The 17,411-nt window shown below is 40.0% G+C and carries 17 protein-coding genes and 2 pseudogenes; 16 read left to right on the forward strand and 3 right to left on the reverse strand.

What is annotated here, in order from left to right; all coding sequences use genetic code 11:
* Positions 1 to 14 precede the first annotated feature (14 nt).
* The 8 genes and pseudogenes from eutC to C7R92_RS14120 all read left to right on the forward strand — a co-directional run bounded on the left by eutC (position 15) and on the right by C7R92_RS14120 (position 8,668).
* Positions 15 to 959 (forward strand): ethanolamine ammonia-lyase subunit EutC, encoded by a 945-nt coding sequence (gene eutC, locus C7R92_RS14085; protein ID WP_106834692.1) that lies wholly within the window; start codon positions 15 to 17, stop codon positions 957 to 959.
* Between the two features lie 20 nt (positions 960 to 979).
* Positions 980 to 1,921, forward strand: a complete 942-nt coding sequence (gene mdh, locus C7R92_RS14090) for a malate dehydrogenase (protein ID WP_106834693.1) — start codon at positions 980 to 982, stop codon at positions 1,919 to 1,921.
* A 487-nt stretch (positions 1,922 to 2,408) separates the two neighbouring features.
* Complete coding sequence (locus tag C7R92_RS14095; protein WP_106834694.1) at positions 2,409 to 3,800, forward strand: helix-turn-helix domain-containing protein; 1,392 nt, start codon at positions 2,409 to 2,411, stop codon at positions 3,798 to 3,800.
* Positions 3,801 to 4,207: 407 nt separating this feature from the next.
* Positions 4,208 to 4,498 (forward strand): aspartyl-phosphate phosphatase Spo0E family protein, encoded by a 291-nt coding sequence (locus C7R92_RS14100; protein ID WP_106834695.1) that lies wholly within the window; start codon positions 4,208 to 4,210, stop codon positions 4,496 to 4,498.
* Between the two features lie 182 nt (positions 4,499 to 4,680).
* Positions 4,681 to 6,021, forward strand: a pseudogene (locus C7R92_RS14105) (helix-turn-helix domain-containing protein).
* A 151-nt stretch (positions 6,022 to 6,172) separates the two neighbouring features.
* Positions 6,173 to 7,504 carry a helix-turn-helix domain-containing protein gene (locus C7R92_RS14110; RefSeq protein ID WP_106834696.1) on the forward strand — a complete coding sequence of 444 codons (1,332 nt, stop codon included), beginning with the start codon at positions 6,173 to 6,175 and terminating at the stop codon, positions 7,502 to 7,504.
* A gap of 299 nt (positions 7,505 to 7,803) precedes the next feature.
* Positions 7,804 to 8,271, forward strand: a pseudogene (locus tag C7R92_RS14115) (ISL3 family transposase); the annotation flags it as partial.
* 97 nt (positions 8,272 to 8,368) lie between these two features.
* Positions 8,369 to 8,668 carry a hypothetical protein gene (locus C7R92_RS14120; protein WP_069849760.1) on the forward strand — a complete coding sequence of 100 codons (300 nt, stop codon included), beginning with the start codon at positions 8,369 to 8,371 and terminating at the stop codon, positions 8,666 to 8,668.
* A gap of 77 nt (positions 8,669 to 8,745) precedes the next feature.
* On the opposite strand, the gene C7R92_RS14125 is transcribed toward C7R92_RS14120, so the two are convergent.
* Positions 8,746 to 9,246: a hypothetical protein gene (locus C7R92_RS14125; protein WP_106834697.1), complete on the reverse strand. Its 501-nt coding sequence runs from the start codon at positions 9,244 to 9,246 to the stop codon at positions 8,746 to 8,748.
* 210 nt (positions 9,247 to 9,456) lie between these two features.
* Between C7R92_RS14125 and C7R92_RS14130 the strand changes: the two genes are divergently transcribed.
* The 6 genes from C7R92_RS14130 (at position 9,457) to C7R92_RS14150 (ending at position 13,482) form a co-directional block, all read left to right on the forward strand.
* On the forward strand, positions 9,457 to 9,699 hold the full coding sequence (locus C7R92_RS14130; protein ID WP_328139061.1) for a matrixin family metalloprotease: 243 nt from the start codon (positions 9,457 to 9,459) through the stop codon (positions 9,697 to 9,699).
* A gap of 179 nt (positions 9,700 to 9,878) precedes the next feature.
* A complete protein-coding gene (locus C7R92_RS32035) occupies positions 9,879 to 10,055 on the forward strand; it encodes a hypothetical protein (RefSeq protein WP_158265754.1) in 177 nt (58 codons plus the stop codon).
* Positions 10,056 to 10,958: 903 nt separating this feature from the next.
* On the forward strand, positions 10,959 to 11,180 hold the full coding sequence (locus C7R92_RS14135; protein ID WP_244195749.1) for an aspartyl-phosphate phosphatase Spo0E family protein: 222 nt from the start codon (positions 10,959 to 10,961) through the stop codon (positions 11,178 to 11,180).
* Positions 11,181 to 11,201: 21 nt separating this feature from the next.
* Positions 11,202 to 12,167, forward strand: coding sequence for a hypothetical protein (locus C7R92_RS14140; protein ID WP_139135938.1), 966 nt, complete (start codon positions 11,202 to 11,204; stop codon positions 12,165 to 12,167).
* Between the two features lie 66 nt (positions 12,168 to 12,233).
* Positions 12,234 to 12,632 (forward strand): hypothetical protein, encoded by a 399-nt coding sequence (locus C7R92_RS14145; protein ID WP_069849748.1) that lies wholly within the window; start codon positions 12,234 to 12,236, stop codon positions 12,630 to 12,632.
* A 340-nt stretch (positions 12,633 to 12,972) separates the two neighbouring features.
* Complete coding sequence (locus C7R92_RS14150; protein ID WP_167403210.1) at positions 12,973 to 13,482, forward strand: DUF4309 domain-containing protein; 510 nt, start codon at positions 12,973 to 12,975, stop codon at positions 13,480 to 13,482.
* 101 nt (positions 13,483 to 13,583) lie between these two features.
* Here the strand turns inward: C7R92_RS14150 and C7R92_RS14155 are convergent, their stop codons facing one another.
* Positions 13,584 to 14,546, reverse strand: a complete 963-nt coding sequence (locus C7R92_RS14155) for a hypothetical protein (RefSeq protein ID WP_106834699.1) — start codon at positions 14,544 to 14,546, stop codon at positions 13,584 to 13,586.
* 249 nt (positions 14,547 to 14,795) lie between these two features.
* Positions 14,796 to 15,749 (reverse strand): hypothetical protein, encoded by a 954-nt coding sequence (locus C7R92_RS14160; RefSeq protein WP_106834700.1) that lies wholly within the window; start codon positions 15,747 to 15,749, stop codon positions 14,796 to 14,798.
* 204 nt (positions 15,750 to 15,953) lie between these two features.
* On the opposite strand from C7R92_RS14160, the gene C7R92_RS14165 reads away from it, so the two are divergent.
* Together C7R92_RS14165 and C7R92_RS14170 are read left to right on the forward strand one after the other, a co-directional pair.
* Positions 15,954 to 16,673 carry a hypothetical protein gene (locus tag C7R92_RS14165; protein ID WP_106834701.1) on the forward strand — a complete coding sequence of 240 codons (720 nt, stop codon included), beginning with the start codon at positions 15,954 to 15,956 and terminating at the stop codon, positions 16,671 to 16,673.
* A 169-nt stretch (positions 16,674 to 16,842) separates the two neighbouring features.
* Positions 16,843 to 17,307, forward strand: coding sequence for a hypothetical protein (locus C7R92_RS14170; protein WP_106834702.1), 465 nt, complete (start codon positions 16,843 to 16,845; stop codon positions 17,305 to 17,307).
* Positions 17,308 to 17,411: the final 104 nt, after the last annotated feature.

Genomic DNA, 17,411 nt, shown 5'->3' on the forward strand with positions numbered 1-17,411 from the left:
GAGGTGAAAGACGGATGGAACAACAATTAGATTTTTTGGTAGATAAAGTAGTGGCAGAGCTGCAAAAGAAGCTGGGTGAGGCCACAGAACAAGCTCCGTCACCAAAAGCAGAGACAGGCGGCTTGATTCAACTGAGATCGGAACCAAAGGCAGAGCCGGTAGCGAGTGCGACGACGGCTCCGACGCAAGCTCCAGTGGCGAATGAGCAGCCCGCTCCATCAGCAGAACCAGAGAGAACCACACATGTACCGAATCCGAAGTACAAGGAAGGCTTGGATGAACTGCTGTCCAGCACGCCAGCGCGCATCGGAGTTTGGCGTACAGGTGTGAGACCTTTGACTAAAACGATGCTCGAATTGCGTCGCGACCATGCTGCGGCTGTAGATGCTGTATACGGTGAAGTCAGTCAAGCGGTGCTCGACCAGTACTCCTTGTTCACAGTCGAAACGCAGTATGACAACACCGAAAACTATCTAAAGCGTCCGGATATGGGGCGCGTCCTCACGGAGGAAGGCGTGCGCTTGCTGCAAGAGCGCTGCCAAAAGAAACCGCAGGTACAAATCGTCGTTTCGGACGGCTTGAGTGCCGCTGCGGTGGATGCGAACCTGAAAGACGTGCTTCCATCTCTGATGGACTCTCTGAAAAGCTATGGACTGACCTGCGGCACACCGTTCTTTATCCAAGGCGGACGCGTAGCCAGCATGGATCACGTCGGCGAGATTTTGGAGCCAGAAGTATTGGTACTCCTGATCGGAGAGCGTCCAGGATTGGTTACGGCGCATTCCATGAGTGCATACATGTGCTACCGTCCACGCAAAGGTATGGTAGAATCAGAACGTACAGTGATCTCGAATATTCATCGTCAAGGTACTTCTCCGGTTGAGGCGGGTGCCCACATCGGGACCATTCTCTCCAAAATGCTGGAGCAAAAAGCAAGTGGTGTGAAACTAGTCTTGTAACATGACGAGGAGGATTCAGCATGACATTTCGTAGAAAAAAAGTAGCCGTCATCGGTAGTGGTTTTACAGGAGCGACAACTGCGTTCATCATGGCGCAAAAAGAGCTGGCTGACATCGTTTTGGTCGATATCCCTCAACTGGAAAACCCAACGAAGGGTAAAGCACTCGACATGATGGAAGCTTCCCCAGTTCTCGGCTTCGATGCTAACATTACAGGTACTTCTGACTACAAAGACATCGAAGGCTCCGATATCGTAATTATTACAGCAGGGATTGCACGCAAGCCAGGCATGTCCCGCGACGACTTGGTAGCAACGAATGCAGCTATTATGCGCTCTGTTGCTGAGCAAGTGAAAACATATGCACCAAACTCCATCGTACTCATCCTGTCCAACCCGGTAGATGCGATGACGTATACATTCTACAAAACGTCCGGCTTCCCGAAACACCGCGTAATCGGTCAATCCGGCGTACTGGATACAGCTCGCTTCCGTACATTCGTAGCAATGGAACTGAATGTATCTGTTAATGATGTAACAGGCTTCGTATTGGGCGGTCACGGTGACGACATGGTGCCACTCCTGCGTTACTCCTACGCTGGCGGCATCCCACTGGAAAAATTGATCCCACAAGATCGTCTGGATGCCATCGTCGAGCGTACACGCAAAGGCGGCGGCGAAATCGTAGCTCTCTTGGGTAACGGTTCCGCTTACTATGCACCTGCGGCAGCTCTGGTAGAAATGGCAGAAGCGATCTTGAAAGACAAGAAGCGCATCTTGCCTTCCATCGCTTTGCTCCAAGGCGAGTATGGCTACAACGATATCTACCTGGGTGTACCAACTCTCTTAGGTGGAAACGGTATCGAGCAAGTCATTGAGCTGGATCTGACTGCGGCTGAGAAAGTAGCATTGGATAAATCCGCAGATTCCGTTCGTGCAGTTATGAAAGTAGCTATGCCATAAGCACAGTATGAAAATGAAAGCTTCGCCAGATATCTTGGCGGAGCTTTTTTTACAATGTGGATAGAGTAGCTGTAGTGGAGGGAAGAAGCGGATTTCCAGTCTACGCTTCGGCCTACGCCCTGCTGAGGGCGGGCACTGTTCGCTCCGAAATAAATAGCGGGAGCGCTTCAAAAGTAGAGTTTCGAGGATGTTTTTTCAGAGGTTGAAGCTGAAAACCCCCGCTATTTATTTCAGAGCTGGGTAGGGCTCCAGAGGCGCTAGGACTGGAAATCCGCTTCTTCCTACGAGGCTGTATTCGCATGAAAGCTGATTCAACTGATTCAATTGAGTGTAATTGTCACGAAGTGCAAACACCTGTAAAACACTGGAGGAATTGTGCGAAGAGTGACGAAATAGATTGCTGAAATGTAAACAATTGTAAAGAAAAATCTTTCAAAAAAATATATTTTATTGTAAAATTAAGGAAAAAAGTAGGGGTTGATACTTTATGGGGGAGCTGCTAGGGACAATGCACTGGTCGCTGCGGTCAGAAATTGAAAGACACCGTAGAGAGTGCGGCTATACCTTGAGTAAATTAGGTGAATTAACGGGAATCAACCATGGGAGTTTAAGCGAAATCTTGAACGGAAATCCACCGCGGGCTATGACCATTGGTCAATTAGATGCGCTCGCTGCGGTGTTTGGTCGCGAGCCAGGTTGGTTGTACGAATTGTATACGGAAGAATGCATATCAGAGGGGCGAATATCGCGTCCTCGGTTGATACCTTATTTAGTTCGATGCGCGGAGGTTGGGCGGAAAGATTGCATAGAAGAGGTTGTTCCTAAATTGTTGGACAACCCTAAAAATATTTCGACTCTCTTTTTAGTGGCGGAACAGCTATATGAAAGTGGGAAACAAAAAGAGTCCGTACCTTTTTATCAGGCTGTCGTTGATAGCGAGAAGGATGGACATTCTGACCAATTCGTAATGAGTCAGTATCGATTGTTTCGGGCTGCACTCGGGACCAATTCAGAAGAAAATGGGGAGGCAGTTATTCGGTTTGCTCCCTATCGGAATAGGCTTCCTGAGAACTATCAGTTGGATGCTTTATTTCAATTAGCGCGGGTTTGTTTCGCTTTGCAGAAATGGAAGAAATCAGAGCAGTATGCAGATGAGTTGCGGTTTCTTGCGGAAACGATTTACATACATGAGTTGGACAGGTTGAAAAGAAATAAAAAGAGAGAACCTCTAGAAACAGAGCGCCATTTCGTCTTTTATTATGGTATGGGACATTTATTTAAAGGCTTGGCACTGGAGATGCAAGGGCTATACGAACAAGCAAAAACGTATGTACAAGGTTATGCAGATCTAAGTTGGTTTGAACTACTTGATGAAGTTGGATACAAAGAGGTTGAGAAGTTCAGCGTCTGGGCGAAGGCTAACATGTACACGTTAGAGGTATTGGGTGGCAATACAAGCATCATAGAAGAGTATACAGACTATCTTGATAGTCTTCCGACGAATGAAATACTCGCGGGTTTAATTTCCATTATGAAATCCGCGAATACCTACCATTTTTGTGTGGATGAAATACTTAAACGTTTTTCTTCGCATATTGCTACTTTCGATCAATTTACTGAAGCTATTGGATTGGACAGGCAACTCCAGTTCCGGTCTCAAACTGCCATTTATGAATTCAATAAAGGACGTATAGAGAAAGGGATTGAAGAAACGTTGAGCTACCTTTCTCTAGCTGACTCAATGAACAGATATCAAGATGCTCTTAAATGCGTAGCTTTATTTGAAGAGCACCGTCAATACGCATCAACAGCACAAGAGGAACAATACCAAGGAATTGTAACGGGAATGGTTGCTAATCTTCTTTTTCAAAATAGGTAAAATGAAACGACTCTATAACAGTCATTTATTTGATTATCTTAGTGCATGGCAACGACGCTTAGGGCTTAATTATATACCCTGAACATTGCACGAAAGAGGCTACAAATTAGAAAAAGGGGGATGGGAGAATGAAGGCTCTTATTCTTGCATTTTTACTAACGATAGGAATTATTAGCGGTATACCTTTTGAACCATTCCATGATGGTCTAATTAAGGCTAAGGCATATCAGCATGGAAGTGATGGCTAGAGAAATTGCAGTCATAGATTTGTTATAATTAGTATTTATACACTCCTAAAAGCATCCCTAAATGGGATGTTTTTTTCTATTCAATTTTTCTTAATCGGTGAATTTCTGCACATCCCTGTATAGTAAATATATGTAATAAATTGTAAAAGAGAGGGGGCGTTGGACATTACTGCTATCGCAAATATTTTAGATAGGGATGTTTCTTTTCACAGTGGAAACTCCCCCAAAAGAGGAGCAGCATCAGCCCCTAAAAGTAAGTGTACGATCCGGGGCATGGTAAAGGACATCGGCTGCCATTTAGAGTTGGATAATAGAATTGAACAGTTACGACAGGAAATGATGGAATTGGCAGGAAAGTATGGTCTCTCACATGATAAGGTTTTGGCTGTAAGCCAACAATTAGATAAATATATTGTCATTGCACAAAACAGATTGAAAACTGAAAAGTAAAGATAAGGTCATTTCTTCTAACACTTCAAGGCCCCCAAAAACCCTTCCGTTAAGCCATTGTCCGAATATCTGCTGACTCCTAGGTCAAAAAGTTATGAACTTGATGACGAAACGCTAGGAAGGTAAAGTAGTGTATTTCAAAAAAATAGTGAAATAAAGTAAAAGCGAAGGGATGAACCTTTATGGTAGGGCTGCAAGGGACATTGTATCAGTCACTGCGGTCAGAAATCGAACAATGTCGGAGAAAGCACGGTTATACATTAAGCAGACTGGGTGAATTAACGGGCATTAACCCCGGTAGTTTGAGTGAGATATTATATGGAAATCCCCCGAGGGCTATGACCATAGGGCAATTAGATGCGTTCGCTAAGGTATTTGGACGTGAGCAGGGTTGGTTATATGAATTGTATACAGAAGAATGTTTATCGGAGCAGAGAATATCGCGCCCACGATTAATTCCTTATTTGACTCGATGCGTGGAGGTTGGGAGAAAGGATTGCATAGAGGCTGCTGTGTCCAAATTGCTGGAGAATCCGAAAAATATTTCAATTCTGTTTGGACTTGCAGAACAGCTATATGAGAAAGGGCAACTGAAAGAGTCGATGTCCTTTTATGAATATGTCATTGAGAATGAGAAAGATAGCTTTTCTGACCACTTTGTGATGAGTCAGTACAGGCTCTTTCGAATAGTCGTACAAGGAACGAATTTTGAAGAAAATTGGAAAGCAGTTATTCGATTTGATCCGTATCGAAGGCGCTAGCCGGAAAATAGGCAGTTGGATGCACTCCTGCAATTGGCCAATGTTTGTTATACGCTGCATAAGTGGAGGCAAATGGAGCAATATGCAGATGAATTAAGAGAATTGTCAACAATTATCTATGAGGATGAGTTGCGGAGGCGAAAAAGCAACATACCCAGTGAATTGTTAGCAACAGAACGTCATCTGGTTGTGTACTATGGACAATCATTTCTCATTAAAAGTATAGCATTAGAAAAACAGGAGTTGTATGAAGAAGCGAAGCGATATGTTGAAGGATATGCTGATTTAAGCTGGTTTGAACTCTTGGATGAAGTTGGACAAATCGAGGTACAGAAATTTCGAACATGGGCAACAGCCAATTTGTACACATTGAATATCCTGATGGGGGATGGTGACGTCATCCCTGAGTATATTCAATTCTTGGACGATCATCCGAAAGAAATACTTTCGGGTTTAGTAACGATTGTGAAAGCGGCCAATGAACATGGTTTTTCCATTGATTCGGTATTTGATAAGTTTGCGGAAAATATAGATAATTTCAAGAGGCGCATAGACGCTATCGGTATGAGTGAACATATCCAGTTTCGGAATGAAATGGCCAAATACTTACTAGAAAAAGAGAAGTATGCAGAGGGGCTTAATGAAACGTTTCAATGTCTTGTTTTGTCTGATATTACTAAAGACTATAACAATTACACTGGTTTGTTCAAATTATGGGTGTGGGTATCAAAGTCGTTAGTGGATAAGCAAGCAACAAAGTAGGCGAGAGGATATATGTTAGGCTAAAAATATCCGAATTAGAGGATATTTTTCTATTTGGTTAGTAGAAACCGCTAGTTCCCTTAAATTCATTAAAAATAAAAAATCAAGTAAGAATCATGGGGATGATGCTATATAGGGGGCGCAAGAGACAATGCGTCGGTCACTGCGGTCAGAAATCGAAAAATGTAGTAGAAAGCACGGTTATACATTTAGCAAGCTTGGTGAATTAACGGGCATTAACCCCGGTAGCTTGAGTGAGATTCTAAATGGAAATCCGCCACGTGCCATTACCATTGGTCAGTTAGACGCACTAGCTAAGGTGTTTGGTCACGATCCGGGTTGGTTGTATGAATTATACCCGGAAGAATGTTTATCAGAGGGGAGAATATCGCGCCCCCGATTAATACCATACTTGATTCGATGCGTTGAGGTTGGGCGAAAGGATTGCATAGAAGCTACTGTCCCCGAAATGCTGGAGAATCCGAAAAACATCTCGATTCTGTTTGCCCTTGCAGAGCAACTATATGAGAAAGGGCAACTGAAAGAGTCGGTGCCCTTTTATGAATATGTGATTGAGAATGAAAAAGATAGTTATTCGAACCACTTCGTGATGAGTCAGTATCGGTTATTTCGTGTTGTACTTGGGACAAATACAGAAGAAAATTGGGAGAATGTCATTCGGTTTTCTTCGTATCGAAATCGGCTTCCCGAAAACTACCAACTCGACGCCTTATACCAATTGGCGAAGATCTGTTTCGCTTTGCAAAAGTGGGAGAGATCAGAGCAGTACGCAGACGAATTAAGGCTTCTGGCAGACACTGTTTACAGGCATGAATTGGACAGGATGAAAAGAAACAAAAAAGGTGAATCTTTGAAAACGGAGCGTCCTCTTGTTTATTATTATGGATTGGGCCATTTATATAAGAGCGTTTCACTGGAAATGCAAGGACTTTATGAAGAGGCGAAGCAGTATGTGCAAGTTTACGCTGATTTAGGCTGGTTTGAATTACTTGATGATAACGGACGTAAAGAGGTAGAAAGATTCAAGGTATGGGCAAAGGCGAACTCTTATACATTGGAGGTATTGTCTGGCAATACAAACATCATTGAAGAGTATGCTGACTATCTCGATAGTCTTCCCACCAATGAAGTTCTTGCTGGTTTAAATGCCATTATGAAATCCGCTAACACCTACCATTTTTGCGTGGATGGGATTTTAGAGCGTTTTGCCTCCCGCATTGCTAGTTTTGATCAATTTACAGAAGCAATCGGATTGGATCGACATCTTCGGTTTCGATATCAGATGGCTATTTATGAGTTCGGTAAGGGAAGAATAGAGAGAGGAATTGAAGAAACGATTTATTGCCTTTCTCTAGCCGATTTGATGAATCGACACGACGAGACCCTTACATACATAGCCCTGTTTGGATGGTTAGGAAATTTGAATAAGCGAATAGGTAGCCAAAACGAATTAGGTGGATAGCATCCTGTTAGGTCATAGTAAATATAGCGTAGATTGATGAAACATCCTCTGTCAGGATGTTTTTTTATTCCATTTTTTGCAGTCGGTAAAAACCCGCATAACAACTTATGGTTAATTATGTAATAAATCTCAATAAGGGGTGGCGAATATTGATATTCCATGAAGCAATAGAAATCTAAGAACAGCTCTAAAAAGAGGAGCCACAGGAGCCACTAAAACCAAGTGCGTAATCCGGTGGTAAAGTAAGGAGGGTGAGACTTATAGCAGCAATTGCATTTAAAAAGGGCGTTCCACCCCTTGTCATTCAGCTCTTCTCCAAATGGCTAGAAGCTGCTTGTAAACGTACCCATTCGCGGGGAAGGCATGAACAACGTCTGCTCCATACCTCTCCTGATAAACTGAAAGCTGAGGAACAGGACGAATTAAAAGTCTGGTTAGCCCAAGATCCCCATCCAGAACGCCTTTACAACGCCCTTCAGCACATGAGAACGGTGTATGCAGCTCATACAGAAGAATCAGGGAAAGAAGCACTCCAACAATGGATTGCTGAGCATCTCACTTCCCCCACCGCTGCCATTCGGTCGATTGCAAAAACGGTTGTCCAATGGCGCGAGTCGATTCAGAATTATTTTTCGTTTCGGGTCACGAATGCTCCGATTGAAGGGACACACAACAAAGTGAAAGTCATTAAGAGACGAGCCTATGGCTATCGCAACATTGAGCGATTCAAGATTCGAATTCGGCTGGAGTGTAAACCAGCCATGTAAAATAGTGAAAAACTACGTTAGAGGAAGATCAAGCACGTTTAACGGTGAAGAGCTATAAAAATACTTTGTCTCTACTATTAACAAGGAGGTTTTATTTATGGGAGTAGATGATTGCACTTTGTATGGGATTCACAAAATGAAGATTGTCTCGCGGGCTATCATTAAGAACAAAAACACGGGCAAAACAATCAATTCACATTGGAGTTATTACAGATGTAAATGTGGAAACTTGTTTGCTTGCAGTGGAGCTCCGCAACTCGGTGAACCGGTTATGGATTATTTAACTAACCACTACATGGATGGTGTGGGAATGAGTGGTATTATTACAATCTTTGTTGATCCAAGTGATATTGAATCAACTACCGACGACACGATTCCAGGTCATAGTTTCATGTAAATTTATGAACAAAATAGAGAAGTGCTACAGTGAAATGTAGTACTTCTCTTTATATTCTCCGAAGAATTAATATTGAATTAATTTTCAAACTGTTTTGTTCTAATATCGTCCCAATAATAATCAATTTTAAAAGTTTCATTTTCAGGTATTAAAGTTACCCTACCTGATTGTTGCTTAACATCGCTTTTTGAAGAGTCTTGTAAAAATATTGTATAACTAATATTTAGTGATCCGGTGGTTTCATCTCTCTTGAAGTCTGTAATTTTTACATCTTCTACCTTCAAAAATATATCGTTATAAGCTAAATAAGCAGCTGTAAAACCAATATTTAATTTGATCAGACTTTCAGGCTCTTCCTTTTTAGTTAAATAGGGCTTTGCTTTTTCTTGGATCACTGGTATATATGCAGTAAAATCTCCAGGGGTTTTTACATATTCTTCTTTTTTGACTTCGTAAAGAATTTTAGTATATTCAACCAAATGCTTCTTAGTTTGTTCTTTTAACTCATCTTCTGAAATTCCAGATGAACATGCGGTCAAGCTGAACAATAGCAAAATAGCTGAAAGTATCATTCTCAAATGAAAAACCCTCCTTTTAGTACAAATTCCTTATATTGGAATTATATCACATTTGTAGAAGTGTTGAAATCTACCACACTATCTCAAAGTACAAAAATTGCATCATCTGCACATTTAGGTTTCGCGCAAGTTAAAAGTGCTTAGTTTCTTAGCATAGGGAAAACTAACAAATCTAAAACAGTAACGCCTTCTTGGGGTAATAAATCAGGAATAAAAAAGGAGGCAGATATTATGATTAATGTCTCTCATAATATATCTTCTACATCTCCTTCAAAATCAAGCTTTGACTTGAAATCTATTATGGCACATGAAATGGGGCATGTTGTGGGACTAGATGACGAAACTAAGCTAAAATATGGTGACTCTGTTATGTACGAATCATTATCAACTAATGAAATTAGATACAATCTTAGTAAAGACGACGAAAATGGCTACCATACCATTTCCTGGTAGGAGGGATAAGAATGACTAATAAAAAAGCAATTGCTATCGGGCTATTAGCTTTCAGCTTTTCATTAGGGTTCGGATTGAATATATAATCACAAAGTTTAGTCAGTGGAAACGTAACTGAAATCAACAGACATGGACTTGTCCCTAGATATAGTATCGAAGAGTTAGCCGCAGGAAGTCAGTTGATTATTAAAGGTACTATCGTTGATATTGATAAGGATAAATGGAATACTGAAGATGGTGGACAACCGGAAGAAATTGGGGTTTCTGATTCGATCTACAGAGATGTTTCTGTAGAAATAGACGAAGTTCTCAAAGGAAACCAGGAAAAAGGTGATATAGTCGTCGTTCGGATGTAGGGTGGTGAGATAAATAATACAGTAATCAGAGCTGACTATGAGGCTTCGTTTACAGAAGATGAAGAAGTTGTTCTTTTCTTAATTGTAGACGACTCCCTGAAAAATAAAGATGGCTCAACCGATCATTATATAACCTTAGGTAATTACCAAGGAAAGTATGAGGTTAGTGATTCGAAATCTAAAGTGTTTATTCAAGGAAAAGCAGATAAAAAAGTTTCATCCTTGGAAAATTTACTCGAAAAAATTGAGGATCACAAAAACGATCCGTTGCCACCTCAATTAGCAGAAAGTGACGAACCAGATTTGGAAAAATAAAAGGGCACTTGTAAGATTCTGAACCAATAGCCCAATCAAAAAGTGCACCCTTTGTCTTGCACGCCATAATTTAATATGGCCAGTTTCTTCTGAAAAAAGGAGAAATATTAGATTCCGGTTATCAAAAATGAAGTTGTAGACTGTTTGTGTCTACAACTTCATTTTAAGACGAGATCCCTACATACATAGCCCTGTTTGGATGGTTAGGGAATTTGAATAAGCGAATAGCTAACGAAAACGAGTTAGGCGGCTAGCATCCTGTTAGGTCAGTGTGAATATATCGTAGATTGATGAAACATCCTCTGTCAGGATGTTTTTTTATTCCATTTTTTGCAGTCGGTAAAAACCCGCATAACAAATTATGGTTAATTATGTAATAAATCTCAAAATAAGGGGTGGTGAATATTGATGTTCCATGAAGCAATAGAAATCTAAGAACAGCTCTAAAAAGAGGAGCCACGGGTGCCACTGAAACCAAGTGCATAATCCGGTGGTAAAGTAAGGAGGGTGAGACTTATAGCAGCAATTGCATTTAAAAAGGGCGTTCCACCCCTTCGACAGGTTAAAGGAACGCCCGCAGGAGGAGCAGTGACAGCTACTATAAGTAAATGTATCACGTTACTTCTAGATCGAGAAGGAGTAACCTATCACGATATTAATCATTTGAAAAACATTGTGGAACAATTGCGTGGACAGCTGGTGCAGTTGTATTTAGAGAAGAATGATTTTTTGGATGATGAGGTCGTGGAATTAAGTCAGCAGTTGGATCAGTACATTTTGGTAATTCAATCAAAAATGATGGGAATCTAAATGGAAAAGATGGTGATAATTATGATTAAGAAATTAACATCATTGGCATTGATTTTATCACTCGTTATGTCTTTATTTGCAGTTCCAATATTCGCAAGTATTGATAAAACTTTGGATATTGATATAGGAGAAGATTACGAAGGCAAAATCAAAAAATTCGAAGATGGTAGAATTAGTCCAGTATCATTCGCTGAGGAACTGACTGAAAGCCAGTTAGAAAATATTTTAGTGGAAATGGGTTTTTCTAAAGACGAGATTTCTGATATGGGTATTACTCTAAAGACAAGACTAGTATCCGACGGTGGTAAAAGAGTAAAGACAACTCCAGTACATGCTACTTATCGCACTGGAGATGGAAAAAATGAAGTAACATTTGAGGGTGAGAGCATTGATGAAATAAAAGAACAGTTAAAAGCCGATAAGGAATCCGGTCAATTCAAAGCTGCCTGGGACAAAGAAGAAGAGAATTGGCATGGAAAGACTTATGTAACTTGGGCCGGATTAACTGGAAATGGTAAGGAATTCAAATATAATTTTTATATAGAGTTCGAGTGGGATAGTAACCCTTTTCAACAAATGACGGATCACTTTGCACTTCATTGGGGAGATAAAGGAACAAAGTATGCATCAGGAGACTGGACAGTTGTACAGGCTCTGAAACCAGATAATCGTTATGGAGGAGGTAGCTGGACTGATATCCCGGTGACGAATGAGCAAAACAATCTAGCGGGAACTGAGTGGTCTTTCAGATGGTATGATGTTCAAACCGCATATAAAGTTAGAGGAACGGGGCATGAAGAAATTAGAATTCCTGTAAGTAAAGCTGGTGAAACTTATACATATGCTGGAGCGTATTTTCACCCTTGGTGGAGACATGATGTAGCCATAGTTCTTGGTCCAGTAGGAATTACATTTAGTGACGACGCTGGTGATAAGTGGACATGGGATGAAAGTTTTGAAATTGGTGATGATCGACCGAATAATTAATATAATAAGAAGAAGGGAGGGCTTCCTTCCCTTCCTATTGTATTTTTAGTAAGGGGCGGATGTATCATGAAAAAAAAAGTAGTACTAGGTATTATGCTCCTGTTTTTGCTTAGTATGATTGGGTTATATATGAATTTTCAGGCACATAGCAAAACGTATGGGTGGGTTGTAGTAACAAACAAATGGGTAGAAAATGACAAATATTTTCTTAGTATCAAGCATATTTGTTTAAATAACGAAACTGAATTTTGTAGCAATGAGAAGACAATTAGAATTGGAGATGAGGTAAGCTTGTTAAGCTCCTCTCCTGTAAAGAGTAATACACTTAGCGCTAAAGAGGCATATGATCAAATCGAACAAAATGGTAAGTATGTTTTTAGCTATATTTTCATTGAGGGAAGAATGTGGCCATTAAATATGCCTAATACATTAGTTGAATTTAAACAATACAACAAAAAAATATAATCAAAGTATTTTGTTGTTACTTTTAATTTAAGATTAATGCAAACAATGGAACATGGGATTACGAAAAGGAAGAATAATCTCGAATTTGCTTCCAGATAGCCGGTTAACACTAGCAGCATAACCGGCTATTTTTTGTGTCTAGCACTCCTTAACCTTGTAAACGCATATGTTCGTTTTTCTTGTGGCATCCATATTAAAGTGTGTTAAAGTGCGTTTATATAATTACCTATAAATCACTAGCCATACGATCTATTTTTTCAGCATCTCGGATGGACTCTTACCACCAACTAAACAAATTATGAGGAGTGTGTTTGATCTGCCTAAAATATAGCGTAATGCTTTGCTTGTTGTAGTTCTTAGCACAATAACTTTACTTGGCTGCTCCAATATATCTGAAAAAACTGAAGATATTCCTGTTAATTCTGCTCAATCGGACACTTTGGAAAAAGTAAAAAATGGGCAATTAGAAGGTGTCTTAATTGGCATTGGAGCAACAAAGAAAGAGGTTCTGGATAAAATCGGAACCCCCGTCAAGAGCGGAAATTCTGAGTATGGATTCACAGTATATTATGAGGGTTTTGATTTACAATTCGAAGACTATGCTAATTCAATTGAAGAAGTAAAGGATACGAGTAAAGTCGTCCTAATGAATGCCGAACCCAAGACTGTTGGAATGACTGGAAAACCTGAGGAAATCAAAAAAACCTTAGGAGAACCCTCTAGAGAGTTTATGGATGACTCAGGTGATCATACGTTTATATTGGAATATGAAAACAATGGAAACCTACTAAGATTTACGTTTGATTCAAAAGAAAGTCCAGTAAAGTATGTTACCCTTCGAGTCCAATAAGCTAGACTACCTGGCTTATTGTGGCCTGAATGTGCATAAAAAAAGAGGCGGGGGAACCGCCTCTTCTCTTTTACTTGTGTAACCCAGTTGACTCTGTTTTTCTACCATTCCGTTTCTGTTCTGTGTTCAATCATTGGCAATATTTTTGGTTCAGCTGCTTTCATCATTTCTTTCAGTGATTGCTCGGTGATCGGTACTCCATCCCCTTGAAGTTGTCCTCTAGCTTGTGTTTCTGCAATCACATCAAGTACTTGTTGTTTCGTGACATTTTTAGATGCTGCAATCTCCACAACAGTTTTACCTTTTGCTAATTCTTGTTTTAATTCTGTCGGGCTGATTTTTAGTAAAGCAAACAGTTTTTCATCGTTTAAAAAGTTATCAGCAAAATAATCAGGTTTACCATTTCTAGAGAATAGGCCTTCTACTTTAATGTTTGAAGGTGTATCAGAAGGTGTATCAGCTGTAGGAATACCTACGATCTTAGTAAGACTAATGGTATTGTCCTGAACAAAAACCTGGAAGACCGGTTTATCGAACATCTCATTGGTGTAATTCAACATCCATGTTTTTTGATTTGGATTCTCCATTTGCTCTATAGCAACTTTGTATTGTTCGACGTTGCCATACATTTTATTAATAAGATCAGATACCTTCGCCTTGATTTCCTGATCGCTTAACGTAATGAGTGACTTCTCCTTAGGCTCCCAATTCTCTTGAATCACGTGTTCAATCTCATCCGTACTACCGTTTGTATGGAGGGTAATCTTTTTGCCGGTTCCTCCTTTTTCTTGTAGTACGATGCTTGTTTGCTTCACGTTGGTTACATTTTTCCCTTTGGATACATCACCTTGAACGTTGCTTGCATCGATAATCTCAAACGATTTTGTTTCAGGATATGCGAGATACAGCTTCTCAAGCGTTGATTTGCCAACCTCATCCACCTTGACTTGTTCAGTAGTCATCGGTGTTCTTGTAGGCATGTCAATCACGCCAGAAGCCGCAAATGCTGCAACTGGAATCAAAATCGCAGTAGCAACCACTCCACCAATTAAACGTTTTTTCATAATTAATTCGCTCCTTTTTTGTTGTAAATAATGTGAATTGGATTGTTCTATTTGTTTTCTGAATAAGCAGCTTACACACTATATTGCCTCTTTAGCGGAAAAAGGTTCGGTTCATATCTTATTTTTTTTCGTGAGCAGACCCCATGCCCATCAAGAGAAGAACCACCTGTCTGAAAAATTAGTCCATAAAAGAAGAGATGGTTCCCCCGCCTCTTCTTTTACTTGTGTAACCCAGTTAACTCTGTTTTTCTACCATTCCGTTTCCGTTTTGTGTTCAATGACTGGCAATACTTTTGGTTCAATTGCTTCCATCATTTCTTTCAGTGCTTTCTCGGTGATCGCTACTCCATCCCCTTGAAGTTGTCCTCTAGCCTGTGTTTCTGCAATCACATCAAGCACTTGTTGTTTCGTGACATTTTTAGATGCTGCAATCTCCACAACAGTTTTACCTTTTGCTAATTCTTGTTTTAATTCTGTCGGGCTGATTTTTAGTAAAGCAAACAGTTTTTCATCGTTTAAAAAGTTATCAGCCGTATAATCAGGCTTACCATTGAAAGAGAATAGGCCTTCTACTTTCATGTTTGAAGGTGTATCAGGAGCTGTAGGAATACCTACGATCTTAGTAAGACTAATGGTATTGTCCTGAACAAAAACCTGGTAGACCGGTTCTTCGAACATCTCATTGGTGTAATTCAACATCCATGTTTTTTGGTTTGGATTCTCCATTTGCTCTATAGCAACCTTGTATTGTTCGACGTTGCCATACATTTTATCAATAAGATCATTTACCTTCGTCTTGATTTCCTGATCGGTTAAAGTAATGAGTGACTTCTCCTTAGGCTCCCAATTCTCTTGAATCACGTGTTCAATCTCACCCGTACTACCGTTCGTATGGAGGGTAATCTTTTTGCCGGTTCCTCCTTTTTCTTGTAGTACGATGCTTGTTTGTTTCATGTTAGTTACATTTTTCCCTTTGGATACATCACCCTGAACGTTACTTGCATCGATAATCTCAAACGATTTTGTTTCAGGATATGCGAGATACAGCTTCTCAAGCGTTGATTTGCCAACCTCATCCACTTTGACTTGTTCAGTAGTCATCGGTGTTCTTGTAGGCATGTCAATCACGCCAGAAGCTGCAAATGCTGCAACTGGAATCAAAATCGCAGTAGCAACCACTCCACCAATTAAACGTTTTTTCATAATTAATTCGCTCCTTTTTTGTTGTAAATAATGTGAATTGGATTGTTCTATTTGTTCTCTGAATAAGCAGCTTACACACTATATTGCCTCTTTAGCGGAAAAAGGTTCGGTTCATATCTTATTTTTTTTGCATCGTGAGCAGACCCCATGCCCATCAAGCGAAGGAACTATTCTATCTATCATTTTGTAGGAAGGAGAATACTAATGATTAGCATTAAGAATTTAAAATCCACAAAAAAAAGAGCACTAGCTACTATTGGTTTTATAACAATTGCAGGACTTGCTGTTTACTATATAGGTGACTTGAAAAAACAGAATTTCCTTTATTCCAGTGATTCAGATTATAGAATCGTTTCTGGTGAAGCAATGTTTACCGAGACATTCACAACCGTGGAGGATCTAGCTGAAAATGCAGATATCATAGCCGAAGCTGAAGTTATTTCTCAAGAAAATAACGCTAATTATGAAAGACTAGATGTATATACAGTCTCTGAATTAAGATTAACGAAAGTCTATAAAGGTGATGTAGAGATAGATGATACAGTATCTGTACTGGAAACTGGAGGGGAATTCGATGAAAGAGAGGTGGCCAAATATTTCGCAGGAAAGCCAGGATCTAAATTAGTGAATGATGATCTTGGTGAACCCAGAATAACATCGGTAGGCATTGAAGGAAGTATACCTATGAAAGAAGGAAATAAATATTTTGTTTTCTTAACAGAAGATAAAGATGACGTTTATAACATAGTAGGGTCAGTTCAAGGAAAAATAAAGATTAATGACGAGAACACACTTGTATCCCAAGTTTCACCGGAAGTAATAGAACATAGTAATCTTTATTTCCTCCAAGAAAATTATTCAGGGCAGAATATCTCTGAACTTAGAAACGAAGTTGAACACCTCATTGCATCCTCTCCCAATTAGCTCCCTAAAGTCTCTCTCAACCGCAATATCATTACGAAGTAGACCGAAAAAGAAGATAACGGATTGGTATGGGAGTTTTTTGCTATTACTAAAAAGTTGTGAATGGTTATCTAGCGTATTGAAAAGTTTTGTATCAGGTTCAAAATAAAAGTATGGCGGAGGGATTGTGATGGAGGACATTATCGTAGAGCCGGGAATAAGGGTTGGCCCCATAAAGTTAGGAATGACTAGGGAAGAAGTAAAGGCTCATGAGCAAGAATGGCCGCTGAAATATGTGACATTTTTGATACAGTATGAGGAGAACAAAGTGAGTTTCATCGAAGTTCCCATAGATACACACAATATTAGCGGAGGATTCAGTTGTTTTGTTTACGGTATCGATGTGGTTCATACAAAGGCGACACAATTAGCGGAAAAAATCGATAAGATATCAAATTATACGCGGGATGAAGGTGCAAAGTGGGGCGACAGGTACGCTTTTCCTGAGATAGGTTTAGGTTTTTGGCGAGATGGTGTCTTAAATGAAGAAGATTTAGAAACAGAAGAATTTAAAAATTTGGACCCAATAATACAAGAGGATAGTCTAAGGAATCAATATTTCAGTACCGTTTTCGTCATGTATCCAATGGTTTAATAGGGGGCATATCCAACAAGGTAACAAGAAGCCTGCGTTAAGGACGCGATTTCTCGCGTCCTTTTTTGTTTACAGTACAGTCACATATGAACCTCCTATTGCTT

The organism is Brevibacillus porteri (assembly GCF_003013475.1).
GTDB lineage: Bacteria > Bacillota > Bacilli > Brevibacillales > Brevibacillaceae > Brevibacillus > Brevibacillus porteri.